The organism is Photorhabdus sp. RM71S (assembly GCF_042879355.1).
GTDB lineage: Bacteria > Pseudomonadota > Gammaproteobacteria > Enterobacterales > Enterobacteriaceae > Photorhabdus > Photorhabdus kayaii.
The window spans coordinates 1-20,916 of the sequence record NZ_JBHFKV010000064.1 but is presented as its reverse complement, the minus strand read 5'-3'; the positions used below and the strand labels follow the sequence as shown (position 1 = coordinate 20,916).

16 protein-coding genes are annotated in these 20,916 nt (G+C 42.7%); all 16 read left to right on the top strand.

The features are described 5' to 3' along the window. The first annotated feature begins 399 nt into the window (after positions 1–399). The 16 genes from ACGF5R_RS21370 to ACGF5R_RS21295 all read left to right on the top strand — a co-directional run bounded on the left by ACGF5R_RS21370 (position 400) and on the right by ACGF5R_RS21295 (position 20,809). Entirely contained in the window at positions 400–849 is a 450-nt protein-coding gene (locus ACGF5R_RS21370; RefSeq protein ID WP_387692608.1) for a phage tail protein, read from the top strand. A gap of 174 nt (positions 850–1,023) precedes the next feature. Then, on the top strand, positions 1,024–2,106 hold the full coding sequence (locus tag ACGF5R_RS21365) for a phage tail sheath family protein (protein ID WP_387692606.1): 1,083 nt from the start codon (positions 1,024–1,026) through the stop codon (positions 2,104–2,106). A gap of 11 nt (positions 2,107–2,117) precedes the next feature. Continuing rightward, positions 2,118–3,500, top strand: a complete 1,383-nt coding sequence (locus tag ACGF5R_RS21360) for a phage tail sheath family protein (RefSeq protein ID WP_387692604.1) — start codon at positions 2,118–2,120, stop codon at positions 3,498–3,500. A 54-nt stretch (positions 3,501–3,554) separates the two neighbouring features. After that, the gene (locus ACGF5R_RS21355) at positions 3,555–4,730 is read left to right on the top strand and encodes a phage tail sheath family protein (RefSeq protein ID WP_387692602.1); all 1,176 of its coding nucleotides are present in this window, start codon (positions 3,555–3,557) and stop codon (positions 4,728–4,730) included. An 18-nt stretch (positions 4,731–4,748) separates the two neighbouring features. Beyond that, a complete protein-coding gene (locus ACGF5R_RS21350) occupies positions 4,749–5,207 on the top strand; it encodes a phage tail protein (protein ID WP_112876595.1) in 459 nt (152 codons plus the stop codon). Beyond that, positions 5,204–5,398, top strand: coding sequence for a DUF5908 family protein (locus ACGF5R_RS21345; protein WP_112876596.1), 195 nt, complete (start codon positions 5,204–5,206; stop codon positions 5,396–5,398). The genes ACGF5R_RS21350 and ACGF5R_RS21345 overlap by 4 nt, the downstream gene beginning before the upstream one ends. Next, entirely contained in the window at positions 5,385–6,068 is a 684-nt protein-coding gene (locus tag ACGF5R_RS21340; protein ID WP_387692600.1) for a hypothetical protein, read from the top strand. Before ACGF5R_RS21345 ends, ACGF5R_RS21340 begins: the two co-directional genes overlap by 14 nt. Continuing rightward, positions 6,065–7,666, top strand: a complete 1,602-nt coding sequence (locus ACGF5R_RS21335; protein ID WP_387692598.1) for a phage baseplate assembly protein V — start codon at positions 6,065–6,067, stop codon at positions 7,664–7,666. Before ACGF5R_RS21340 ends, ACGF5R_RS21335 begins: the two co-directional genes overlap by 4 nt. Positions 7,667–7,678: 12 nt before the next feature. Beyond that, entirely contained in the window at positions 7,679–8,125 is a 447-nt protein-coding gene (locus ACGF5R_RS21330) for a GPW/gp25 family protein (protein WP_387692596.1), read from the top strand. Next, the gene (locus ACGF5R_RS21325; protein ID WP_387692594.1) at positions 8,122–8,538 is read left to right on the top strand and encodes a hypothetical protein; all 417 of its coding nucleotides are present in this window, start codon (positions 8,122–8,124) and stop codon (positions 8,536–8,538) included. Before ACGF5R_RS21330 ends, ACGF5R_RS21325 begins: the two co-directional genes overlap by 4 nt. Positions 8,539–8,581: 43 nt before the next feature. Continuing rightward, positions 8,582–11,281: a hypothetical protein gene (locus ACGF5R_RS21320; protein ID WP_387692592.1), complete on the top strand. Its 2,700-nt coding sequence runs from the start codon at positions 8,582–8,584 to the stop codon at positions 11,279–11,281. Then, a complete protein-coding gene (locus tag ACGF5R_RS21315) occupies positions 11,278–14,172 on the top strand; it encodes a hypothetical protein (RefSeq protein WP_387692590.1) in 2,895 nt (964 codons plus the stop codon). The genes ACGF5R_RS21320 and ACGF5R_RS21315 overlap by 4 nt, the downstream gene beginning before the upstream one ends. Before the next feature lie 150 nt (positions 14,173–14,322). Next, on the top strand, positions 14,323–15,753 hold the full coding sequence (locus tag ACGF5R_RS21310) for a hypothetical protein (protein ID WP_387692588.1): 1,431 nt from the start codon (positions 14,323–14,325) through the stop codon (positions 15,751–15,753). A 73-nt stretch (positions 15,754–15,826) separates the two neighbouring features. Next, positions 15,827–17,788, top strand: a complete 1,962-nt coding sequence (locus ACGF5R_RS21305; protein WP_387692587.1) for a contractile injection system tape measure protein — start codon at positions 15,827–15,829, stop codon at positions 17,786–17,788. Positions 17,789–17,797: 9 nt separating this feature from the next. Next, the gene (locus tag ACGF5R_RS21300; RefSeq protein WP_387692585.1) at positions 17,798–19,882 is read left to right on the top strand and encodes an ATP-binding protein; all 2,085 of its coding nucleotides are present in this window, start codon (positions 17,798–17,800) and stop codon (positions 19,880–19,882) included. Positions 19,883–19,906: 24 nt separating this feature from the next. Beyond that, positions 19,907–20,809, top strand: coding sequence for a DUF4255 domain-containing protein (locus ACGF5R_RS21295; RefSeq protein WP_387692583.1), 903 nt, complete (start codon positions 19,907–19,909; stop codon positions 20,807–20,809). The last annotated feature ends 107 nt before the right edge of the window (positions 20,810–20,916 follow it).

Genomic DNA, 20,916 nt, shown 5'->3' with positions numbered 1-20,916 from the left:
TTCGGTCAGTTGTGTATAGGCCATAGTGCATTTTCCTTTGGCGAGAAAGATGCCTACTATAGCAACTGACCGCCCTTCTGAAAAATTGCACTTATTAGTCGAATCTGCCAATCATTATTATTATTAATTGATAATCGCACTTGGAAATTCCGTATCTATAATTATTTCGTTTCACGAGAGGTGATTTAAATAATCGTCAAATAACTACCTAGCACATTGAGGCTATTTTATTTGGCCTTTTTGTAATGAAGAGGAATAGGCTCTAAATTATTTCATATAAAAAATAACCTCTATAAATCAGGTTGTTGCGGTAGCTATACCCAATCGTTAGGTACTAAGGAAAACAAAGTAATAGACGTTTTCCTTATATTTCAAATGTAAACAATCAAGGAAAAAATCATGGCTATAACTCCAGAACAAATTGCTGTTGACTATCCCATTCCTGCTTATCGGTTTGTTGTCTCTATTGGTGATGAGAAAATCCCTTTTAACAACGTTTCCGGGCTAGATATTTCTCATGACGTCATCGAGTATAAAGATGGTACCGGTAATTACTATAAAATGCCGGGCCAACGTCAATCGATCAATATTACCCTACGTAAAGGCGTCTTCTCCGGCGACACTAAGCTTTTTGACTGGATTAATTCTATTCAACTTAATCAAGTTGAGAAAAAAGATATCGCAATTAGCCTGACCAATGAAGCCGGCACCGAAATTCTGATGACCTGGAATGTGACAAATGCCTTCCCAACGTCATTAACCTCCCCTTCTTTTGATGCCACCAGCAACGATATCGCTATTCAAGAAATCGCACTGGTCGCGGATCGCGTCACCATTCAAGCACCTTAATAGATCCACAATAACGATTTATTACGTTGTTTATATTGAAGAAGATAATCGTCTGACATCGCCAATTATCCATGCGCTAATACATGATGATCAACATTGGCATGGCCCATTAGTTCGACCGAATTCATCATCCTACTGTTTGCGCAAAATATCGCACAAGAACTTGGAGACAATATGCCAATAACCCCAACTTATCCCGGCGTTTATATTGAAGAGGATGCTTCACCCGCACTTTCGGTTCGTTCGGGTGCAACGGCAGTGCCTGTTTTTGCCGTCGCAAATAATCATTCATTAATATCAAGTAAGCCCTATATTCGCGTCAGTAACTGGCTGGAGTATTTAACACTAAAAGGTGGACAATTTAATCCTTCCGATAAACTGGATATCGCACTGCGTGCCTATTTTATTAACGGCGGTGGATATGCTTATCTCGTCAAAACGCAAGATTTAGAAAAGCAAGTTCCAGTACTTGATGATATCACGCTATTGGTTGCTGCCGGAGAAGAGATCACCACCGCCGTCGGGACACTTTGCCAATTAGGCAAAGGATTATTCGCCATTTTTGATGGCCCAACAACCCAAATAACCTCAAGTCTACAACCAGACGATGTTCTTAAATCTTATCCGGCAACTCAATATGGCGCAGTTTACTACCCTTGGCTGACCGCTGAATGGGGAGAAAAGAGAGCTTTGGTTGATATTTCACCTAGTGCCGTCATGGCCGGTATTTATGCCAGTGTCGATAACAGCCGAGGCGTCTGGCAAGCTCCCGCTAATGTTCCTGTTCAAGGAGGATTACAACCTAAATATCCGATGACCGACGACCTGCAAGGAAAATATAACCAAGGTAAGGCGCTGAATATGATCCGTACCTTTCCTAAGAGCGGTACGCTGGTCTGGGGAGCCAGAACCCTTGAGGACAGCGATAACTGGCGTTATATCCCGGTTCGCCGCCTGTTTAACAGCGCTGAACGGGACATTAAAAACACCATGAGTTTCGCGATGTTTGAGCCTAACAGCCAACCAACCTGGGAAGCTGTGCGCCGGGCGATTGATAACTATCTCCATTCCCTCTGGCAGCAAGGCGGATTGATGGGCAGCAAAGCTGAACAGGCTTATTTTGTTCAAATCGGTAAAGGCATCACTATGACTGATGACGATATCAAGCAGGGCAAAATGATCGTCAAAATCGGCATGGCCGCTGTTCGTCCAGCCGAATTCATTATCTTGCAGTTCACACAGAATATCGCACAATAATCGGAGGTCTCATGCCAACAACACCGACCTATCCCGGCGTTTATATTGAAGAAGATGCGTCATTATCGCTCTCTGTCAGCCACGGGAACACCGCAATACCCGTTTTTATTGGCCGTTTCCAACCTAAAAAAACCAGCACAACCCCAAAAGCGGTACGTGTTAGTAGCTGGCTGGATTTTACGAATCTATTTAATGTCGGTTGTATTACGTCAATCGCCATCACATCAACCAAGCCAACGCCTCCCACTCCGCCTTCCGGGAAAGTTGCGGGCGATACAACAGTTGTTGCTACAACCGATATCGCTCTTAACGCAGGTAATACAAGCTCCGGTTACACTTACGCTGTAGCTGTTGGTACCTACACAACAAGTAGTGATGCGGTAAAACTTTATTTTCAAAATGGCGGTGGACCTTGTTATATCCTGCCGGTTGCGAATCCCCAAGACACTGCCACTTCGGCATTAATCCCCGAATTAATTGAGCAAGCTCTGGAGATTACTTTAATCGTCTGCCCTGAACAGGATTCTTCTTACCAGAGCGCAATATACAACAGCTTAACACCCGCATTATTGAATGCCGGCTATTTCCTTATCGCTGACAGCCAAACTAAAACCAGCATACCTGGCGTTAATGTGCAATCGCAAACCGCAACTTACTATCCGGCAGTGAAAGTCTCACAACTTATTCCAGTGGAAGATAGCCTGATCGCAGTTTCAGGTTATGAAGATGCGGCAGCAAGCGAAGTCAAAAATCTGGCGCAACTCAAACAGAAAAATCTCACTGTCTATCAACAAGCGGTTAAAGCAATACAAGACAAAATAGCCGCCAACGGCAACACTATTCCTGCCAGCGCAGTGATGGCGGGCGTGTATTGTGCCACTGACGCCAGCCGTGGTGTCTGGAAAGCCCCGGCGAATGTCGTGCTAAGCGGAATTAGTGATGTCACTGAACGACTCAATGACGATGAACAAGGCACCATGAATCAGCAGGGCATCAATGCCATTCGCTACTTCAACCATCGGGGATTTGTCGTGTGGGGCGCACGTACTCTGCAAAATGATGACAACTGGCGCTACATTCCGGTACGGCGTCTCTTTAACAGCGCAGAGCGGGATATCAAACAAGCTATGCAATCCGCTGTCTTTGAACCCAACAGCCAGCCCACCTGGGAACGGGTGAAGTCAGCCATTGACAACTATCTCTATTCCTTATGGCAACAAGGGGCATTAGCGGGAAATAAACCACAAGAAGCCTATTTTGTTCAAATTGGTAAAGGTATCACCCTGTCTGATGACGACATTAAACAAGGGAAAATGATTGTCAAAGTGGGCATGGCCGCGGTACGTCCGGCTGAATTTATTATCCTTCAGTTTTCACAAAATGTAGCACAGTAATCGTACTGAGACGCGGTTAAACACCGCGTCTATTCAGTCGTTAAGGAGACGATAATGGAAATAACACAGCCGAGCGTCACCGTCACAGAAAACATGATATCCCCAAAACAGGATGACACGTTTATCGGTATACCGGTTTTTATTGGTTATACCTCATCGCTGGTCAATAAAACGGCTATCAAACTTAACAGTCTGGCCGATTTTGCCCGGTCATTTCCTGAGTCAGGATTAATGTACTATTCCGTGCGCCACTTCTTTGAAAACGGTGGTCAACAAGCCTATGTGCTGTCATTGGGTACGGAGAATCTATTAAGCGATTTTTCGTCATTGATCACTGCCTTGCAACAAGCGTGGCTGACACAAACGATTTCCGCAGAGAACGACATTACCCTGATTATCACCCCGGATGTTATCCGCTTTAATCAGACAGAGATTTCCTATATTCAAAGAGATCTTTGGTTACAATTTTGGCAATCGGCGCTCAATCTTTGCAAGAGCCGACGCGGCATTATAGGGTTATTGGATGCGCCGGACGATCCGACATTAGCCGCTGAGTGTTTAAAACAGTTTTCTTCCGCTGATCGACAATGGGGCACCGTATACTGGCCGCGACTAAAAAGCGCCTATCAGGATAAAGCGCAAAACCCTATCGTGCTTTCACCCACCGCCGCAGTAGCTGCCGTTATCCAGCGTAACGATAACCAACAAGGCGTATGGACCGCTCCGGCCAACATTGCCTTAGCCAAAGTCATTAGCCCGGTACACTCTTATATTGAAGCGAATGCGCTCTTTAACCCGGATGGCGCCTCGCTGAATCTGGTCCGCAGCTTTCCCGGCAAAGGCATTAGGATCTGGGGATGCCGAACCTTGGACAATACTCCCGGTTCCCTCTGGCGTTATATCCAAATCCGTCGTCTGGTTTCTTATATCGAAGCCCATATGACCCAACTCGGCCGGGCTTTCGTTTTTGAACCCAATAACGCCATCACCTGGATGAAGTTTAAAGGGCAAGCCCATAACTGGCTGCGTCAGTTATGGTCAAACGGCGGGCTACGAGGCACCCAAGAAGATCAAGCGTTCAAGGTGTTATTGGGTGTGGGTGAATCAATGAGTGAAGCCGATATACAGGCCGGAAAAATGATCATAAAAATCAGCCTTGCGGTCTTAATTCCAGCGGAATTTATTGAGCTAAACCTGACATTCGATACCTATATCGGTATCACCCGCTAAGTTAAACAGAGGCAAAATATGAACAACCTCTACACCCCGGCTGTGTCACACCGTTTTATCGCCAGTTTTCTTTTTAACAACATTCCCAGCCCGCTGGATATCGCCTTTCAACGGATATCGGGCCTGAGCCGTGAGTTACAAACTAGCCAACACAGCCAAGGAGGGGAAAATGCCAGAAATGTCTGGCTGGCTGAGAAGATCCAGCATGGCAGTCTAATATTGGAGCGTGGCGTGATGACAGTGACACCACTCACGCTGGTGTTTGATCATGTCCTGCGTGGCGAAAAAGCGGTCTATGCCGATGTCGTGATTATGTTACTGAATGAAAATGCGTTACCCGTGGCAAGCTGGACATTAAGCAACGCGCTACCGGTGCGCTGGTCCACCGGTGACTTTGACGCCAATAGCAACACCGTTCTGGTGAACTCACTGGAATTGCGTTATCAGGATATGCGCTGGTTAGGAGTAAAAGTATGACCGTCGAAATTAAAGAGCTGATTATTCAGGCCAAAGTGACTGATTCCGAACGTAATCCCATCACACTTAATCCCGTCACACCACAGACATTAGCCCAAGAGACGCTAGATAACGCCCGTCTGATCGAGATCGTCAAACAGGAAGTGTTAGAGGCGTTGCGTGAAACAGGAGGCTATTATGAGCTTAATTGAACGCAGCCTGTCCAAACTCACCCTGACCGCCTTTAAAGACCGGGAAGGGAAAATCTCCGTGGGCAGCTTACAGGCGATGTATAACCCTGATGGGATTCAGCTCGATTATCAAACCCGCTACCAACAGGATGAAAGTGTTAACAATGCCAGCCAAAGCAGCCGCTATGTGCTATCACAACCCGCCGGTTTGACGTTAGTCCTGCTATTTGACGCCACCATGCCGGGCAACATTATCCCGGTAGAAACCCAATTAGCGACGCTGAAAGCCCTGTGTACAGTGGATGCCAGCACCAGCGTTCCCCACTTCCTCAAAATCAAATGGGGCAAAATGCGTTGGGAAAACAAAGGTTATTTCGCCTGCCGAGCCAGCGGTCTTGCCATTAATTACACCCTATTTGATCGTGATGCGACTCCATTGCGGGCTAGCGCCGCCTTATCCTTAGTCGCGGACGAAAGCTTTGTTATTCAAGCCACTGAACAGCAGTTAAAATCACCGCCGATCACCGCAGTCAGCGTGACCGATATGCTCTCTCTGCCGTTAATCGCCTTAGGTGCCGGGGCCTCTCTGGCAGGCGGCATTGATTACCTTACCCTCGCCTGGCAAAACAATCTGGATAATCTGGATGATTTCACCCCGGGACAAACGCTACAGGCACAGGGGGATGCATGAAGATACCGGCGATAGACGTTAAAATAGCGGGAAAAACCCTCAGCCAGTTTTCTGTCATTAGTCTGACCGTAAACCATCAAATCAACGGTATCCCCACAGCCAATATCACGCTTAGTGTAGCCGGTGACGCCAACGCGATTTTTACCGCTAAAGCTCAAGCTGAACTCACAAGCTGTCGGCCCAATCAAGAACTGATCGTGCAACTGCAAAAAACCGTGTTGTTTAAGGGGATCATTGTTCGGCAAGCGCTTAAGTTCAAAGGTCAGGACAGTCTGGTTACCCTAACAGCGAAACATCCACTGCAAAAACTCACTAACAATTTCCATTCACAGCTATTCAGCCAACAAAGTGACGAAGCCATTATCAGAAAACTATTCAGTCAGGCGGGTATACCGGTCACGATAAAACAGGCGCCTCAGCTTAAAACTGAACATGAGCAAATGGTCCAGTTTCGCTGCCATGACTGGAAATTCTTAAAAAACCGGCTGGCCGCAACCAATATCTGGTTATTACCCGGTAACGAGACGGTCACGCTGGCAACGCCAGAATCACTTAATCAATCGACCGAGCACACGATTAAACAACGTGCCGGCGATCAAGACATTGTGCTGTTTGAAGCAGATCTGCAATGGGATAACCGACACAGCCCCAAAACGGTGAGCGTACAATTCTGGGATATCGCACAACAAAAACTGTCTCAGGCCACTCAGGCAAAAAACAGTCGGCTTGGCAGTGGTCAACTCGCGCCAGACAGTTTAGCAACTTTAACCGATCAGACATGGCAATGGGTTTTCAGTTATCCGCAAGATAATGAACAAGCCAAATACCTTGCGCAAGGCATCCTGAATAACCTGCGAAATGATAACGTCTCCGGCAATGTTGAAGTTGCAGGGAATAGCCGCTATCAACCGGGGGATGTTCTGGCGTTAAGCGGCTTTGGTCAGGGAATGGATGGTAAAAGCGTTATCACCGGCGTCAGTCAAACCATCAATCAGCGACAAGGCTGGCGTACCCGGTTAACTCTGGGCCTGTTGCCGGAGACAGAACCAGCGGTCCCGCAGGTTAAAGAGCTGCACGTGGGGATTGTGGAAAAATACCAACAAGACAAGCAGTCACTGGATCGAATTCCGGTCAGGATACCGGCGTTAAATTTAACCAACAGCGTACTTTTTGCCCGACTGGGTAAACCTTATGCCAGTCATGAAAGCGGGTTCTGTTTCTACCCGGAACCGGGGGATGAGGTGATTATCGGTTTCTTTGAATGCGATCCCCGCTTCCCGGTGATATTAGGCGCTATGCACAACCCGAAAAATAAAGCGCCAATAGCACCCAGTGAAAAAAATCCAATAAAAACCTTGGTCATTAAACAAGGGGATAATCAACAAGCATTAGTGTTCAATCATCAAGATAAAATTGCCGCCCTTAATAGCGGAAAACATTCATTATCACTGCAACAGGATAAAGATATCACGCTAGATTCAGCGAAAAATCTGATCACCAAAGCCCAGGAAATTAACCTACAGGCGGAAAAATCCTTGTCAGCCACTGGAAAGTCCGGCGTCGATATTAAAGGTGCGAAAATTAACTTAACACAATAATAGGACAACGAAATGACAGACAATATATTAGCCGATATTTATGGCCGGGGTTGGGCTTTTCCACCACAGTTTTTTATTAAAGATAATACGCATCCAGAAATACCTACCGGAGTCCAAATGGCATCAGGTGCAGAGAATGTCCGCCAAAGCATGAAAATTCTTTTTCTCACTGAACCCGGCGAACGCATTATGCGTGAAGATTACGGTTGTGGTCTGAATGATTATCTGTTTGCCAATATTAATGATGCATTGATAGCAGAAATCCAAACTCGAATTGAAGAACGCGTACTGCGTTATGAACCGCGCGCGGAAATCACGGTGATTCAGGTAAATCAGAGAACGGACTTGCCCAATACCCTCCATGTTCAAGTGACTTATTCCCTGAGAGGCAGCGAAATCAACCAACAAATTGATGGCATCCTTGAAGTCAGCGAAGGCCAGGTGTGGGTGAACCTATGAGTAAACAACTGGTGGTGGATGGTGACAATCTGCTATTTGAACCGCTATTCGGCAACCGGCAAGTCACCCTGCTGGGACCGGCAACCATTAGAGGCAGCGGGCACGCCCAGATCCAAGGCAAAAAGATCGCCATTGTGGGTGACGAAAAAAAGGTCCAATTTCAAGCGCAATATATTACCCCTAGCCACCCGATACCCGGTATGGGAATGGTCACCATTGCTCAATTGGATGCCAGCCAGCAAGCAAACTTTTGCCGCAGCCCCGCCACGGTGATTATTGTCGGTCAGCAATTTACCGCCCGTTTCACCCCGACACAACCGGCGAATAATCCATCGAGCGGCCCGGATGTGACAACGCCGAGTATGGGAAAAGGCCGTTTTATTGCCAGCCAATATATCGTCAGTGCCGGATAAATAACCTTTTCAACCTTATTTTTAAATAACAGGTGGTATAAATATGGGACAGGCCGAGTTAGATAATAAACTCTCCGCTATCGTGCCAAATACTGCTTTTAAACTTGATGAAAGAAGTACGCTGGATATTTTAAACTGGCTTAAAAAATACGCCACAATCATCCCTTTCGATCAAGATAAAAAACAGTTTTGGGACAGTTTTTACTTTATTCAGAAAAATAATCCTCAGCAATTAGCCGATATTTACCAAAATGTTAATCAAGCCAATGGCCTTTTACCGCCACATCAAGCTTTTGTATTGGCTTTTTTAAAACTACTGGAAACAACCAAACGATTATTAAACACTTTCCCGGCGCGACACCGTGATCTTTATTATCGAGAATTACTGGGACTAAACCCCAAAAACACCCAAGCGGATAGCGTTGCCATCAGCGTTACCCTGAATACGGATAACGCAGAATTTCTGGTAGCACAAGGCACGTTGTTTGATGCCGAGCAAGATAGCGCCGGTAATTCGTTACAGTATGCGTCAGACGCGGATTTATTGGCGAATCAAGGGGCACTGACTGACCTGCGTTGGCACCGAAAAGATAAGGATGGCTGGCAATCGGCAATACCTTTTAATCTTTCGAATAACATTGCATTACCCGAAAACGGTATTCAACTTTTTAGCCCAACAGCCAATGATATTGCGGTGCTATCTGGTTATCTGATTACCTCATCTCTATTTGCTATGTCCGCTGGAGAACGTCATATCACATTGACGCTGGAAAACGATTGGGCAGGTCAAGCTGAACATCTCACCGCTAAAATCAGTGCAGAAGATCACTGGTTATCGTTGTCGGTAAAACTTATCGATAAAAAGAACATTGAACTGGGACTATCATCCACGGCTGATCCTATCAGCCCGCCAGATAACCTTGATGGCATGACATTCGACGTCCCGGTATTAACATTAGGCACTACTCAGCAACCCATGTTGCCCAAAATTACCAGTATTGAAATCAATATTAATGGCAACCGTAGTGTGCGCTATGCCTCTGATGGCGGAACTGAACAGACAGATAAAACCAGTTTCCCCTTTGGTCAATTTCCCTCGTTGGGTTCCGGTTTTAATCTGGTTGCCCCTGAATGGTATGGTTCTGAAAACGCGACACTTACCCTGACTCCGCAATGGGTTGGCTTGCCCACCAAGAGTTTTAAAGCGTGGTATAAAGGGTACACCCCTGAACCGGATAATAGCGCGTTTAAAGTCCAAGGCTATTTAGTCACGCCTCAGGAAAGAAAGAAGCTCACTGGCACCCCATCGTTATTTGGCGGAACCGATGCACCACAAGGACAAAACCTGAGTTTTACCTTACCGGCAATGGACTACTCCGTTACTGATAGCCCATCACCTAATGACTGGCCCGCGTCAGTGCGCTTAGAATTGGCTGAACAGGACTTTATGCACACCCAATACTGGCAAGATCCGACCGGTAAAAATTTACCCTACACCCCACAAATCAGTGCGTTGCAAATCACATTCAACGTTAAAGCAAAAACTGAGCAATACACCGTTTATCCTCTTACTCCTTTTGGTTGGGGAAACGCGAATGCTGAAACGCCTTCATTCGCTAATGACGCACTCTATTTGGGCTTCACCAACGTATTACCGGGACAAACCTTATCCCTATACTGGCAACTGGTCGGTGTTCAAGAACTTACGCTATTCTGGTCTTATCTGAATCAGGAAAATGTCTGGAGTCCATTAAATCAACTGGTTCATGATCAAACTCACAACCTGTTCGACCGGGGGATATGGAGTACGTTATTGCCACAGAATGCATCAAATCAGGCAACCTTAATGCCGTCAGGAAAATACTGGCTGAAAGCAGAGATCACTCAACAGACCGCCCCTGAAAATTACCCAAAAATGCAAGGCATACTGTATAACGCCACTACCGCGACATTAATCAATCCAGAAGCCATTGAAAATGATCACTTTATTAATGGTTTGGTCGCCGACACTATTAAGCAGACAGTCAGCGCATCCGTCGCCATTAGCCGTGTGACGCAACCCTGGGCTTCTTGGAACGGTCATCCGAAAGAAACAGAATCCGCTTTTCTCACGCGAATTCCGCCCCGGTTGTCCCATCGTAACCGTGCTTTAAGTTGGGATAATATCGTTACGCTACTGAAAGAGAATTTTATCAGTATATTTGATGTCAAATACCCTTCCGCCAATGAATTAACCAAAATCCCGGCTCCTGAAACGCAACAACTGATTGTGATCCCTAACAGCCGTTACAAAGATAACGACGATGCGCTACGCCCAATCCTGAATCCGGCCCGGCTGGCGGAAATGGCCGACTGGGTAAGCCAACTCAGCAGTCCCTGGACTACCCTCAAAATCGACAACCCCACCTACGTTGATGTACTGATCAGCTATCAACTGGTATTTGTCGCAGGGGTTAATCCCGACTATGGCCGCCATCAGTTACAGCAGGAACTCAGCCGAAAATATATGCCGTGGGCAGAAGATAGCGCTATCGGCGTCACAACCGGTAATCGCATTGATTACTATCCGTTATTAGCCACGATTCAACAGTCACCTTTAGTGGAACGGGTCACCAGCTTAACGTTGAAAAAATCGCCCCAAACCGCAGGAGCCGTCGGTGACAGTGTAGAAGCCGCTGATAATGAAGTACTGATTTTGGTTTGGTCAGAAAAGAGTTTCGCTAATATAAGGAGCAAACCATGAATAATCAGGATGCCCTGTTTCCCATCGTTAAAGACAATATTGCCTTTGATACCTTACTTACTCAGGCTAAGACAGTGATTGAGCAACAATCCGGCCAACTCTGGAGCAATACAGCGGAAAATGATCCCGGTATTACCTTATTAGAAGCCTGTTGTTACGGCGCATCCGATTTAGCCTATCGCCATTCGCTGCCCCTGCGCGATCTGCTTACCCCCGAAAAACAAGAACAGACACCAGACGATGGCATTTTTCCACAGGAATTCGGGCCACAACAAATGCTGACCTGCGGCCCGATTACCGCAGACGATTATCGCCGCGCCTTACTGGATTTACATAGTAGCGATAGCAACAACAATGCAGATTATTTTTTCTTTAACGATGTACAGCTAATTCGTGAACCTGAAAGCGAACGCTATGAATACTGGTATAACAAAGAAAAACGTGAATATAGTTTTATTAAAACGCCAGACAGTCAACAATTAACACTGAGAGGCAATTACTGGCTTTATCTACTCCCTAGCCGGGAAACTGAGGCCGATAAGGTACTGGCACAGCAAAGTCTGGCGGCTTTCTTAAAAAACAACCGTAATCTGGGGGAATCCGTCAGTAAAATTATCTGGCTACAACCCACGGATTTCCTGTTGCAGCTTGCTATTGAGCTGGATGATGATGTGAGAGATATTGCTGACATCTTCGCCAAAGTCTATATAACAACGGCACAGACGATACTGGCAAAACCGTTACGTTATACCACTCAAGCCATGAAAGAATTAGGCTACAGCAATGAAGAAATATTCGCGGGACCTTATTTACATCACGGCTGGATACCTGAACTACCTGCGACCAAAGATTACACCAAGCCGACAGAATTAAAGCTCAGCCATTTGGCTAATCGTTTATTGGCTATTCCCGGAGTACAAAGTATTACCCGATTGGCATTAGGCAAACACGATGAAAACATTTCTCCGCTGGCGGACGATAATTGGTCCTGGACAATCGCTCAAGGATATTATCCCAGGCTATGGGGTAACGATCCCTTAAGCTTAATTACTTCACCAACAAGTCCACTCATTATTACCGCCAAAGGTGGAGTAAAAGTCGCCGTATCTAAACAAGATATAGAGAGCAAAATTATTGCTGAGCCATTGATTGAGACACAGCCTGAATTATTAAACTGGGGCAAACATCGTAAAGTCTTGGACTATTATCCGATCAGCAATAAATTACCCGCCTGCTATGGATTACAGACCTACGCGGAAACTCAACAGCAAGTACACTTGCACCAATTTATGTTGCCTTTTGAACAGATGCTGGCTAACGGCTGCGCCGAACTCGCTATTTTGCCGAAACTGTTAGCCTTTAAACAACGGGGAAATGCAGTATATGGTGCACAATGGCCTTTTAAAGCCAATACTGTTGGTCAGAAAGTCCATCAGGAGATCATGCCCAATTTAATCAAACAACTAAATAATGATTCCCAAATTAATAATGATGACAGTATCCATCCGCAAAATTATGCAAAAGAATTATCAATCCTGAATGACTTATTGGAATATTTTGGCACTCATCGCGCGGCCAGACCACTCACTCTGGATTCATTGGATTTTCTCTCTACTCAGCGCGGTTATTTGGCTCAACAACCTGAATTGACCTACCAGCGTAATAATATTCGTATTGATAAAGTGTCAGCGCTGCAAAAACGGATTGCCGCCCGTATTGGCTTAGGTGGAGAGTGTTTTAAAGACAACCCCAACTTGGCTAATTTGCCTTTCTATCTGATTGAACATCGTCAGCTATTACCGGTAAAGCCTGACAAAAAATTCGATAGTGAGCAAAAGCCCGATAATCTGGAAATAAAAAGTGAGCCCAATGCTAAAAATCATCAATTAATCATTACCCAAAAAGGAGCAGCGGACCAATTATTGCACGGGCAGGTAATTAATCTGATTATTATTGAGGGCGACAGAAAATTCACATTACGGGGCCAAATGATCACCGATATTACAGGGGACGCCTTCTCTCTTAATACCCGTAATAGTACTGATCTAGAGCGTAATTTAGATCGCGTGAAAACCGCGTTTGAACAAGGTAATTTACGCTGGTGTAATAGCCCGGTATGGATGGAAGATATGGATTATCAACTGGTTTACGCCAGTGAGACATATCAAACGGGAGCAGAAGACGAACGTTGGATCACCTCCAGCCCCCAAAGTCCCTTCCCTACTATGATCGAAGTAAAGGATGAAGTCACCCTGAAATATATTATTACCCCCGATGGACCACCGACAACAATATTAGCTAATAGTGATTCTCCAACCTATTATGAACTCAAAGCACAAGTCGTGGAATTTGATCGCATTAAAGGCCGAATATTACTTAAAAAAATATCAGGCCAACAATATAATTTTCCAAAACCAGAAGATGCGTGGCGCTACCACTGGTACTTTTCCAATGACAAATATGCCCTAGCTGACCGCTTTTCATTTATGGTCAGTGTAGTGATTAATCGTCAGCTTATTGAGAATGATAAGGTCGATCCTTATAAACTGGAGGCGTGGGTAAAAACGGAGATCTTAGCCGAATTTCCCGCCCATCTTTCCATGATTTTCCACTGGCTATCACCAGAACATTTCAAGAATTTTGCCAGTACTTATAAGCGTTGGCAGAATAATGGCGCGCCTCTGGGTGATGAAGCGTATAATATTTTAGAAACACTAACGCTAGGGCGTTTACCTTCGGCAGCCACCGGTACAGGTAATATGCGAATCGCCACCGAACAGCAACGAATAGAAGTCATTGGGGAATCAGGAACCGAATGGAACGAAAAGGTAATAGAAGATAATCAGTTATTATATGTACCGAAAATTCAAGCTAATATTCAATCTAAATAAAAATAGTCGCAGAAATTAATATCGCACTATAAAAACAACCATCAATTTCATTACTAAATAAAATATCCTCCGATTACTCTCTTATGATCAAGCAATATTTACAGGATATTTAAAATAGAATAATTCAATATTATATATAAGGTCACTAAAATGGAAAAAAAACATAATCTGTCTACTTCGCAATCCAATACAGAAAATACCAATCCTGAATCAAAAGGACCTTCATCAGATGAATTAAAGAATCGTTTTAAAGCGGGAAGTATTCCCCTACAAACTGATTATTCAGACCTGATTGATATTGCTGATATCGGTCGCCGGGCAGTGGGTAAAGCACCAGATCAGACAGATAATCCAAATTCAGGACTGGAACTGGATAATAATCATGGACTATCGGTGAAAACTAACCCTGCCGGCGGCTTAAAAGCAGATAAAGATGGATTAAGTGTAAAACTTAAGGATAAAAGTCTACTGACTGACGCTAGTGGATTAGCGGTAAATACTGGCAGGGGGCTGTGGATTAATAACGATAAACTTGAAGTGGATAATCATGACGGTATTGAAATAGTTAACGAAGGTGTAAAAGTTAAAGCAAGTAATGGAATTAATGTTGATGGGAATGGGGTCTCTGTAAGATCTAAAGATAGCACGATTAATGTAGGACCTGACGGAATATCTGTAGGAATTGGCTGGGGGATAAAAGCTGGTGGAGCAGGATTAGACGTTAAAGCAAGTAATGGCATTAATGTTGACGGGTATGGGGTCTATGTAAAGCCTAAAGATAATGGCGGTATTTCCGTTGATAAAGATGGCGTCAGTGTTAAATGTTGGGATAACGGTGGTATTACAGTCACTGACGGTTCTGGTCTTTATTTAAAATTAGCAGGGGGTAATTCCGGTAATAGTTGGAATGGTGTAAGTGGATTGAGCTTAGGTTCAGACGGTGTAAAAGTTAAAGCAGGTAACGGAATTAACGTTGATGGGAATGGAGTTTCTGTAAAAGCCAAAGACAAGACAATTAACGTTGATCCTACAGGGATATCCGTAAGACTTGGTTGGGGAATAAAAATCGGTGATGGATTAGATGTTAAGGCCGGCAATGGTATTACCGCTGATGGGAATGGCGTCTCTGTAAGATCCAAAGATAACACAATTAGCGTTGATCCTACGGGAATATCTGTGAATCTTGGTTGGGGGGTAAAAGTTGGTGGAGGATTGGATGTTAAGGCCAGCAATGGTATTAACGTTGATAGTAATGGCGTCTCTGTAAAAGCTAAGGCTGGTAGTGGTATTAAAGTAGACAGTGATGGCGTAAGTGTTGATATACAATCAATTGTATCAGCACTCTCAGACCTAATTATTCCATCAGGAACAATTGTGCCATTTTATGGTGATGGTGGTTTACCTAATGGCTGGGTATGGTGTGATGGGAATAATGGAACACCTAATTTAAATAACCCAAGAGGAGGTGCTATTAATTTAGTCTCAGGTTGGACTAACAAGGCATTTGTTTCTTTTAACTTAAATGCAGGAAATTATTTAGAAATAAATGCGCATTATATGAGATATATCATGAAAAATTAATCAGGATAATATGATTCATATATAAATATATTCATATTTCCATACCTATCAATTAAAAATTGAGATATTAAATATGACTTTGGAGCCAAATCTATTAAACCGGATTAGCATTACTATCGAGGCTAATAATTCACAGGTAGCTAAAAAGGTATTGCATGGCTCCCTGCTTAATCAAACTGATATCAATAAATTATTTAACACATTCTTTACTCAACATCCCATTAATCAGGATATCTATTTAGAAACATTAACTCTGGATCTTGGTGAAATAAATTTACATAATTTTAATTCAATATTCCCTGTAAGGCTTAATACTGCATTAAATAAAGCATTAAGCCAATATCAAATTAATAATCAGGAGAAAAAAACATCCCTAAGACAATCAACACCACAGAAAATAACCAACAAACCTTCTTTATTACATGTCAATAATTCAATTAATATTAAAGACTTCATTCATTATTTAAATCAAAAGAATTCCGCATTGAATTCAATAGAGATTAAAACTCATCATCAAAATATTGACATCAATATCCGGCAATTAGTTAATCAATTAGCGGGAATAGAAGATAAATTAGCTTTATTTTTAGCAAAAAGCTGTTTATCTGCACCAAGTCTACAACGGTTATTAATGCTCAAGCAACCCACTTTATTAAGCTCTATTAACCACAGACTATCCGAAAGGATAAACAGATCACAATACTTTGGGGAGCCTGTCTCCCCCGGACAATTGATACTCAATGCGTTGCAATATATACAGCTAAATCATACACAGGAGATACCTAAACTGGATGTGAAAGTGCTATCACATCTCACCACTGAATTAGATAGCGGTATACTTAATGCAGCATCTACTATTCCGTTATTTCGCCAAATTATCACTCGCAATATTCCATTAAATAATTGGTTAAAACAGTTATGGCAAACTATTACTGTTGCAAAATTCAGTAAAAAACACCTATCGGCTAAAGAATATCAATATTTATCCGAGCGTTTCATTTCAAATTATATGAATAAAGATATACTCAGTGAAAAATTAATTGTCACTAATCATGACAACGTTAACACTCAGGAAAATCAATATTTACCTGAGTATTATTTTTCAAATCACACGGATAAAAATATACTCGGTAATAAATCAGTTATTACTCATCATGACAACATTAATACTCAGGAAGATCAATTTTTACCTGAGCATTTCATTTCAAATCATACGGATAAAGATATACTCGATAAAAAATTAATTGCTACTAATCATGACAGCATCAATATTCAGGAAGAGCAGTATTTACCTGAACATTTTATTTCAGACCATGCAGATAAAGATAAATCCAGCAAGAAATTATCCGTAACTCATGTTGATATTAAAAATGTTCATAGATACAAATATTCAACAAGTCAGGAGGTAATATCAGAAAACCAGAAAATATTATCAACATCGAATAACTCACATATTACAGTAAATAATTCTAACCAATTACATAATATCAATAAAACACATTCTGAATACGCTTTATTGCCTAAACAAACTCTTCTATATCAGATAAATAATGCTGGAATATTAGTTTTATGGCCGATGCTGCCTGCATTATTTAATCAATTTTGCCTACTTGATGATAAAATATTTATTCATCGTCAAGCACAATTTAGCGCGGTTAATTTCCTTAACTATCTGATTTGGGGAAACGAAGAAATACAGACAGAATTAAATATATTGAATAACGTTCTGTGCGGATTAATGGTTAACAAACCTATTGGATTAGCGCCTGTTGAACCAGAAAAACAATTGATTATAGATCAATGGCTAGACGCCGTTATCAGCCAACTTCCCGGCTGGAAAAAATTAACCCGTAATGACGCTCGCCAACTGTTTTTACAACGACCAGGTGAATTGTTGATAAATGAACAGGAAATCAAAATCACGCCAGAGCATCAGCCGTTTGATGTGCTATTAGCCGATTGGCCTTGGCCATTAAATATCGCCAAGCTTCCTTGGTTAGCTCATCCTTTAAAGATTGACTGGAAAAATATTTAGAAGGTTTATATGGACTACCTACTAACAAATAATCCCTGTAACATGGCTGAATTACGCTGGATTTATCCCCATTTGGAACGTATCGATCTGCTATTACAGCAATACTATTATCAAAAGGGAGACCAATACGATTCATTACCGGAAAGTTTTTTACTGACCGAAGAGGAAGTAGAACAGAGTTTAATATCACCGCAAGGTATACCTCATTGGCTGGCAGAAACGAATAATCCTATTCGCCATCCAGAAATCGAGGAAAGCCCTGCCCTTGATGCGTTATCATTATTGGTCGAACGTTTTGAACTGACTGAATTTGAGCGTGATATTCTATTATTAGGCTTATTACCCCATTTCGATAGCCGTTACCATGCATTATTTGCCGCTCTGAATGGCAACAGTAAAAAACAGTGGCCCAGCTTCACTTTAGCCATTGAATTATTTAGCCAACGTCAAAGTGATCGGCAATTACTGCAAAACAGCTTTTTACCGCAAACACCATTAATCAATAACCAATTATTACGGCTTAATAATCACGAAGAATCTATCTGGTTACAAACGCAATTCTTAACCCATAGTGCTGTCTGGCATTTTTTATTGGGACAACGAACCCTTTTACCCCCCTTGATAACCTGTGCTAACTGGCGAACACCTGCCTCATATAATGGGTATCCACAAACTCTTTATCATGCATTTGAAAAGATATTATTGAATGAAACCAACGGAATACGTCCATTGGTCATACTCAGAGGAAAAGAAGGCAGCGCCAGAGAATTAGCAGTCAGTAATATTATGGGATCTCATGGTATTCATACCTTAACGCTTGATTTAGCCCACCTGACCGATGAAGAAAATACAACCAGAATATCCGGCCTGCTGGCGGACGCAATACGAGAAACCCGGCTACATAACGCTTGTTTATTAATTCGCAATTTTTCTTTGCTTACAGAGGCAAAGAAAATATTACACCGCGATTTATCTATTTTGCTAAATCAGCCGAAATTACGTGTGGTTTGTCTGGTAGAACCGGGAGATGCATTAGTCTGGATTAAGCATCTGCCAATGGTGCAAATTAATATGCCCATTGCGACATTGACGGATAAAAAAACCTTGCTGAAAGCAAGCTTACCGGAGAATATCGCGCAAAAAATTAATATTACTCGGCTTTGTCAGCGCTTCTCTTTTACAACAGAAACATTACCGCTCATTCTTGAAGAAGCTTATCAATATCAAATGATCCGACAACCAGAAGGCCAATTGGAAGAAACCGATCTGCGTCAAGCATTAAGTTTCCGCGCCCAACAGAATTTCGGCAAACTGGCTCAGCGAATTACCCCAAAACGTAGTTTTAACGATTTAGTGGTTTCAGACACATTAACACAACAATTAAAAGAAATTATCTCAGCGATTAATTACCGTGACCAAATTCTGGGTGCCGGCTTTCAGGAAAAAATCAGTTACGGCACCGGAATTAGCGCCCTATTTTACGGAGAATCGGGTACCGGCAAAACAATGGCTGCTGAGGTAATTGCCGGTTATCTTGGTGTTGATCTGATTAAAGTTGATCTCTCTACCGTGGTAAATAAATATATCGGTGAAACAGAAAAAAATATCTCCCGTATTTTCGATCTGGCCGAAGCAGATTCTGGGGTACTGTTTTTCGATGAAGCCGATGCCCTATTTGGCAAACGCAGCGAGACCAAAGATGCTCAAGACAGACATGCGAATATTGAAGTATCTTACTTATTACAACGACTGGAAAATTATCCGGGATTAGTGATTTTAGCCACCAATAATCGCAGTCATTTAGATAGCGCGTTTAACCGCCGTTTTACCTTTATTACCCGTTTTACTTACCCTGATGAAGCGTTACGTAAAAAAATGTGGCAAGTCATTTGGCCGGAACAACTGACACTATCTAATGAAATTGATTTTGCCCATCTGGCTAAACGGGCTGATTTAACTGGTGCTAATATCAGAAATATTGCTTTATTGTCATCAATATTAGCAGTAGATGATAACTGTGAACAAATCGAAAATAGACATATAGATCGAGCCGTGATACTTGAATTAAATAAAACTGGCCGATTAGCTTTTTAAATATTCAATAGAATAGGAACAAACATGACAACCATCATTGCATCTGACAATGCGATTATCGAGATTAATCAAGCATTAAATACTATTTTATCTCAATATTTAGACATTCCCGGTCAAAAAGTTGATATTCGTTTTGATCTCCCCGAAATTAACTCCATCCAATCGGAACCTACAGTGAGTGTATTTCTTTATGAGATACATGAAGATCTACAATTACGATCCGCCGAATCAAGACGTTATAACCCGGCAACTAACACATTATTACCGGGATGGGTCAATATCAATTGTAACTATTTAATTACCTACTGGGATGCTAGCAAACCCTCTAGTGACAGCTCCAGCCCGGACAGCCAACCCAATAATCAAGCCGCACAAGTGATGACCCGGGTTTTAAATGCATTAATCAATAATCGCCAATTAACCGGCATTCCCGGTGTCTATACCCGGGTTATTCCCCAACAGGAAAACTTAAACAGCTTGGGTAACTTTTGGCAATCTCTCGGTAATCGCCCTCGCCTCTCTTTACTCTATTCCATTACTGCACCGATGAAGCTGCAAGATATTAAAGACAATATGACACCAATTAGCCAGATATCCACTTCCGTGGTTCAAAAACCCAGTCTGGATAATTCACAAATAAACCAAGCTTTAATAGATAAATTATGCGTGGAATTAGGTGGCACAGAAAATGTACGTCTTGCTCTTGCTAAAGTGAATCTGATAACCGAACCCACAACAGATAATAATTATAATCAGGAAAATGAAAGTGTTATTCTTGAAGTTTCCGGCATTACCCGTTCAACCTATTTAGCTAAAATAAAAGATATTCTTTCCATATGGGTAAATAGCCAGAAAGCCGTGGTTAAAGTAAATGGGGTAGGTATTATTATCGCTAAAGAAAATTCTGATGGTTTAATTTCAATATAAGGTAGATTCACATAATAAGTGCAACATCGTTAATCTGGAAGTAAACATGTTCGTATTCCCTTAAATAATTCATTCGGTGTTTTCCCACCCCGTGTTTTTCGGGGGCG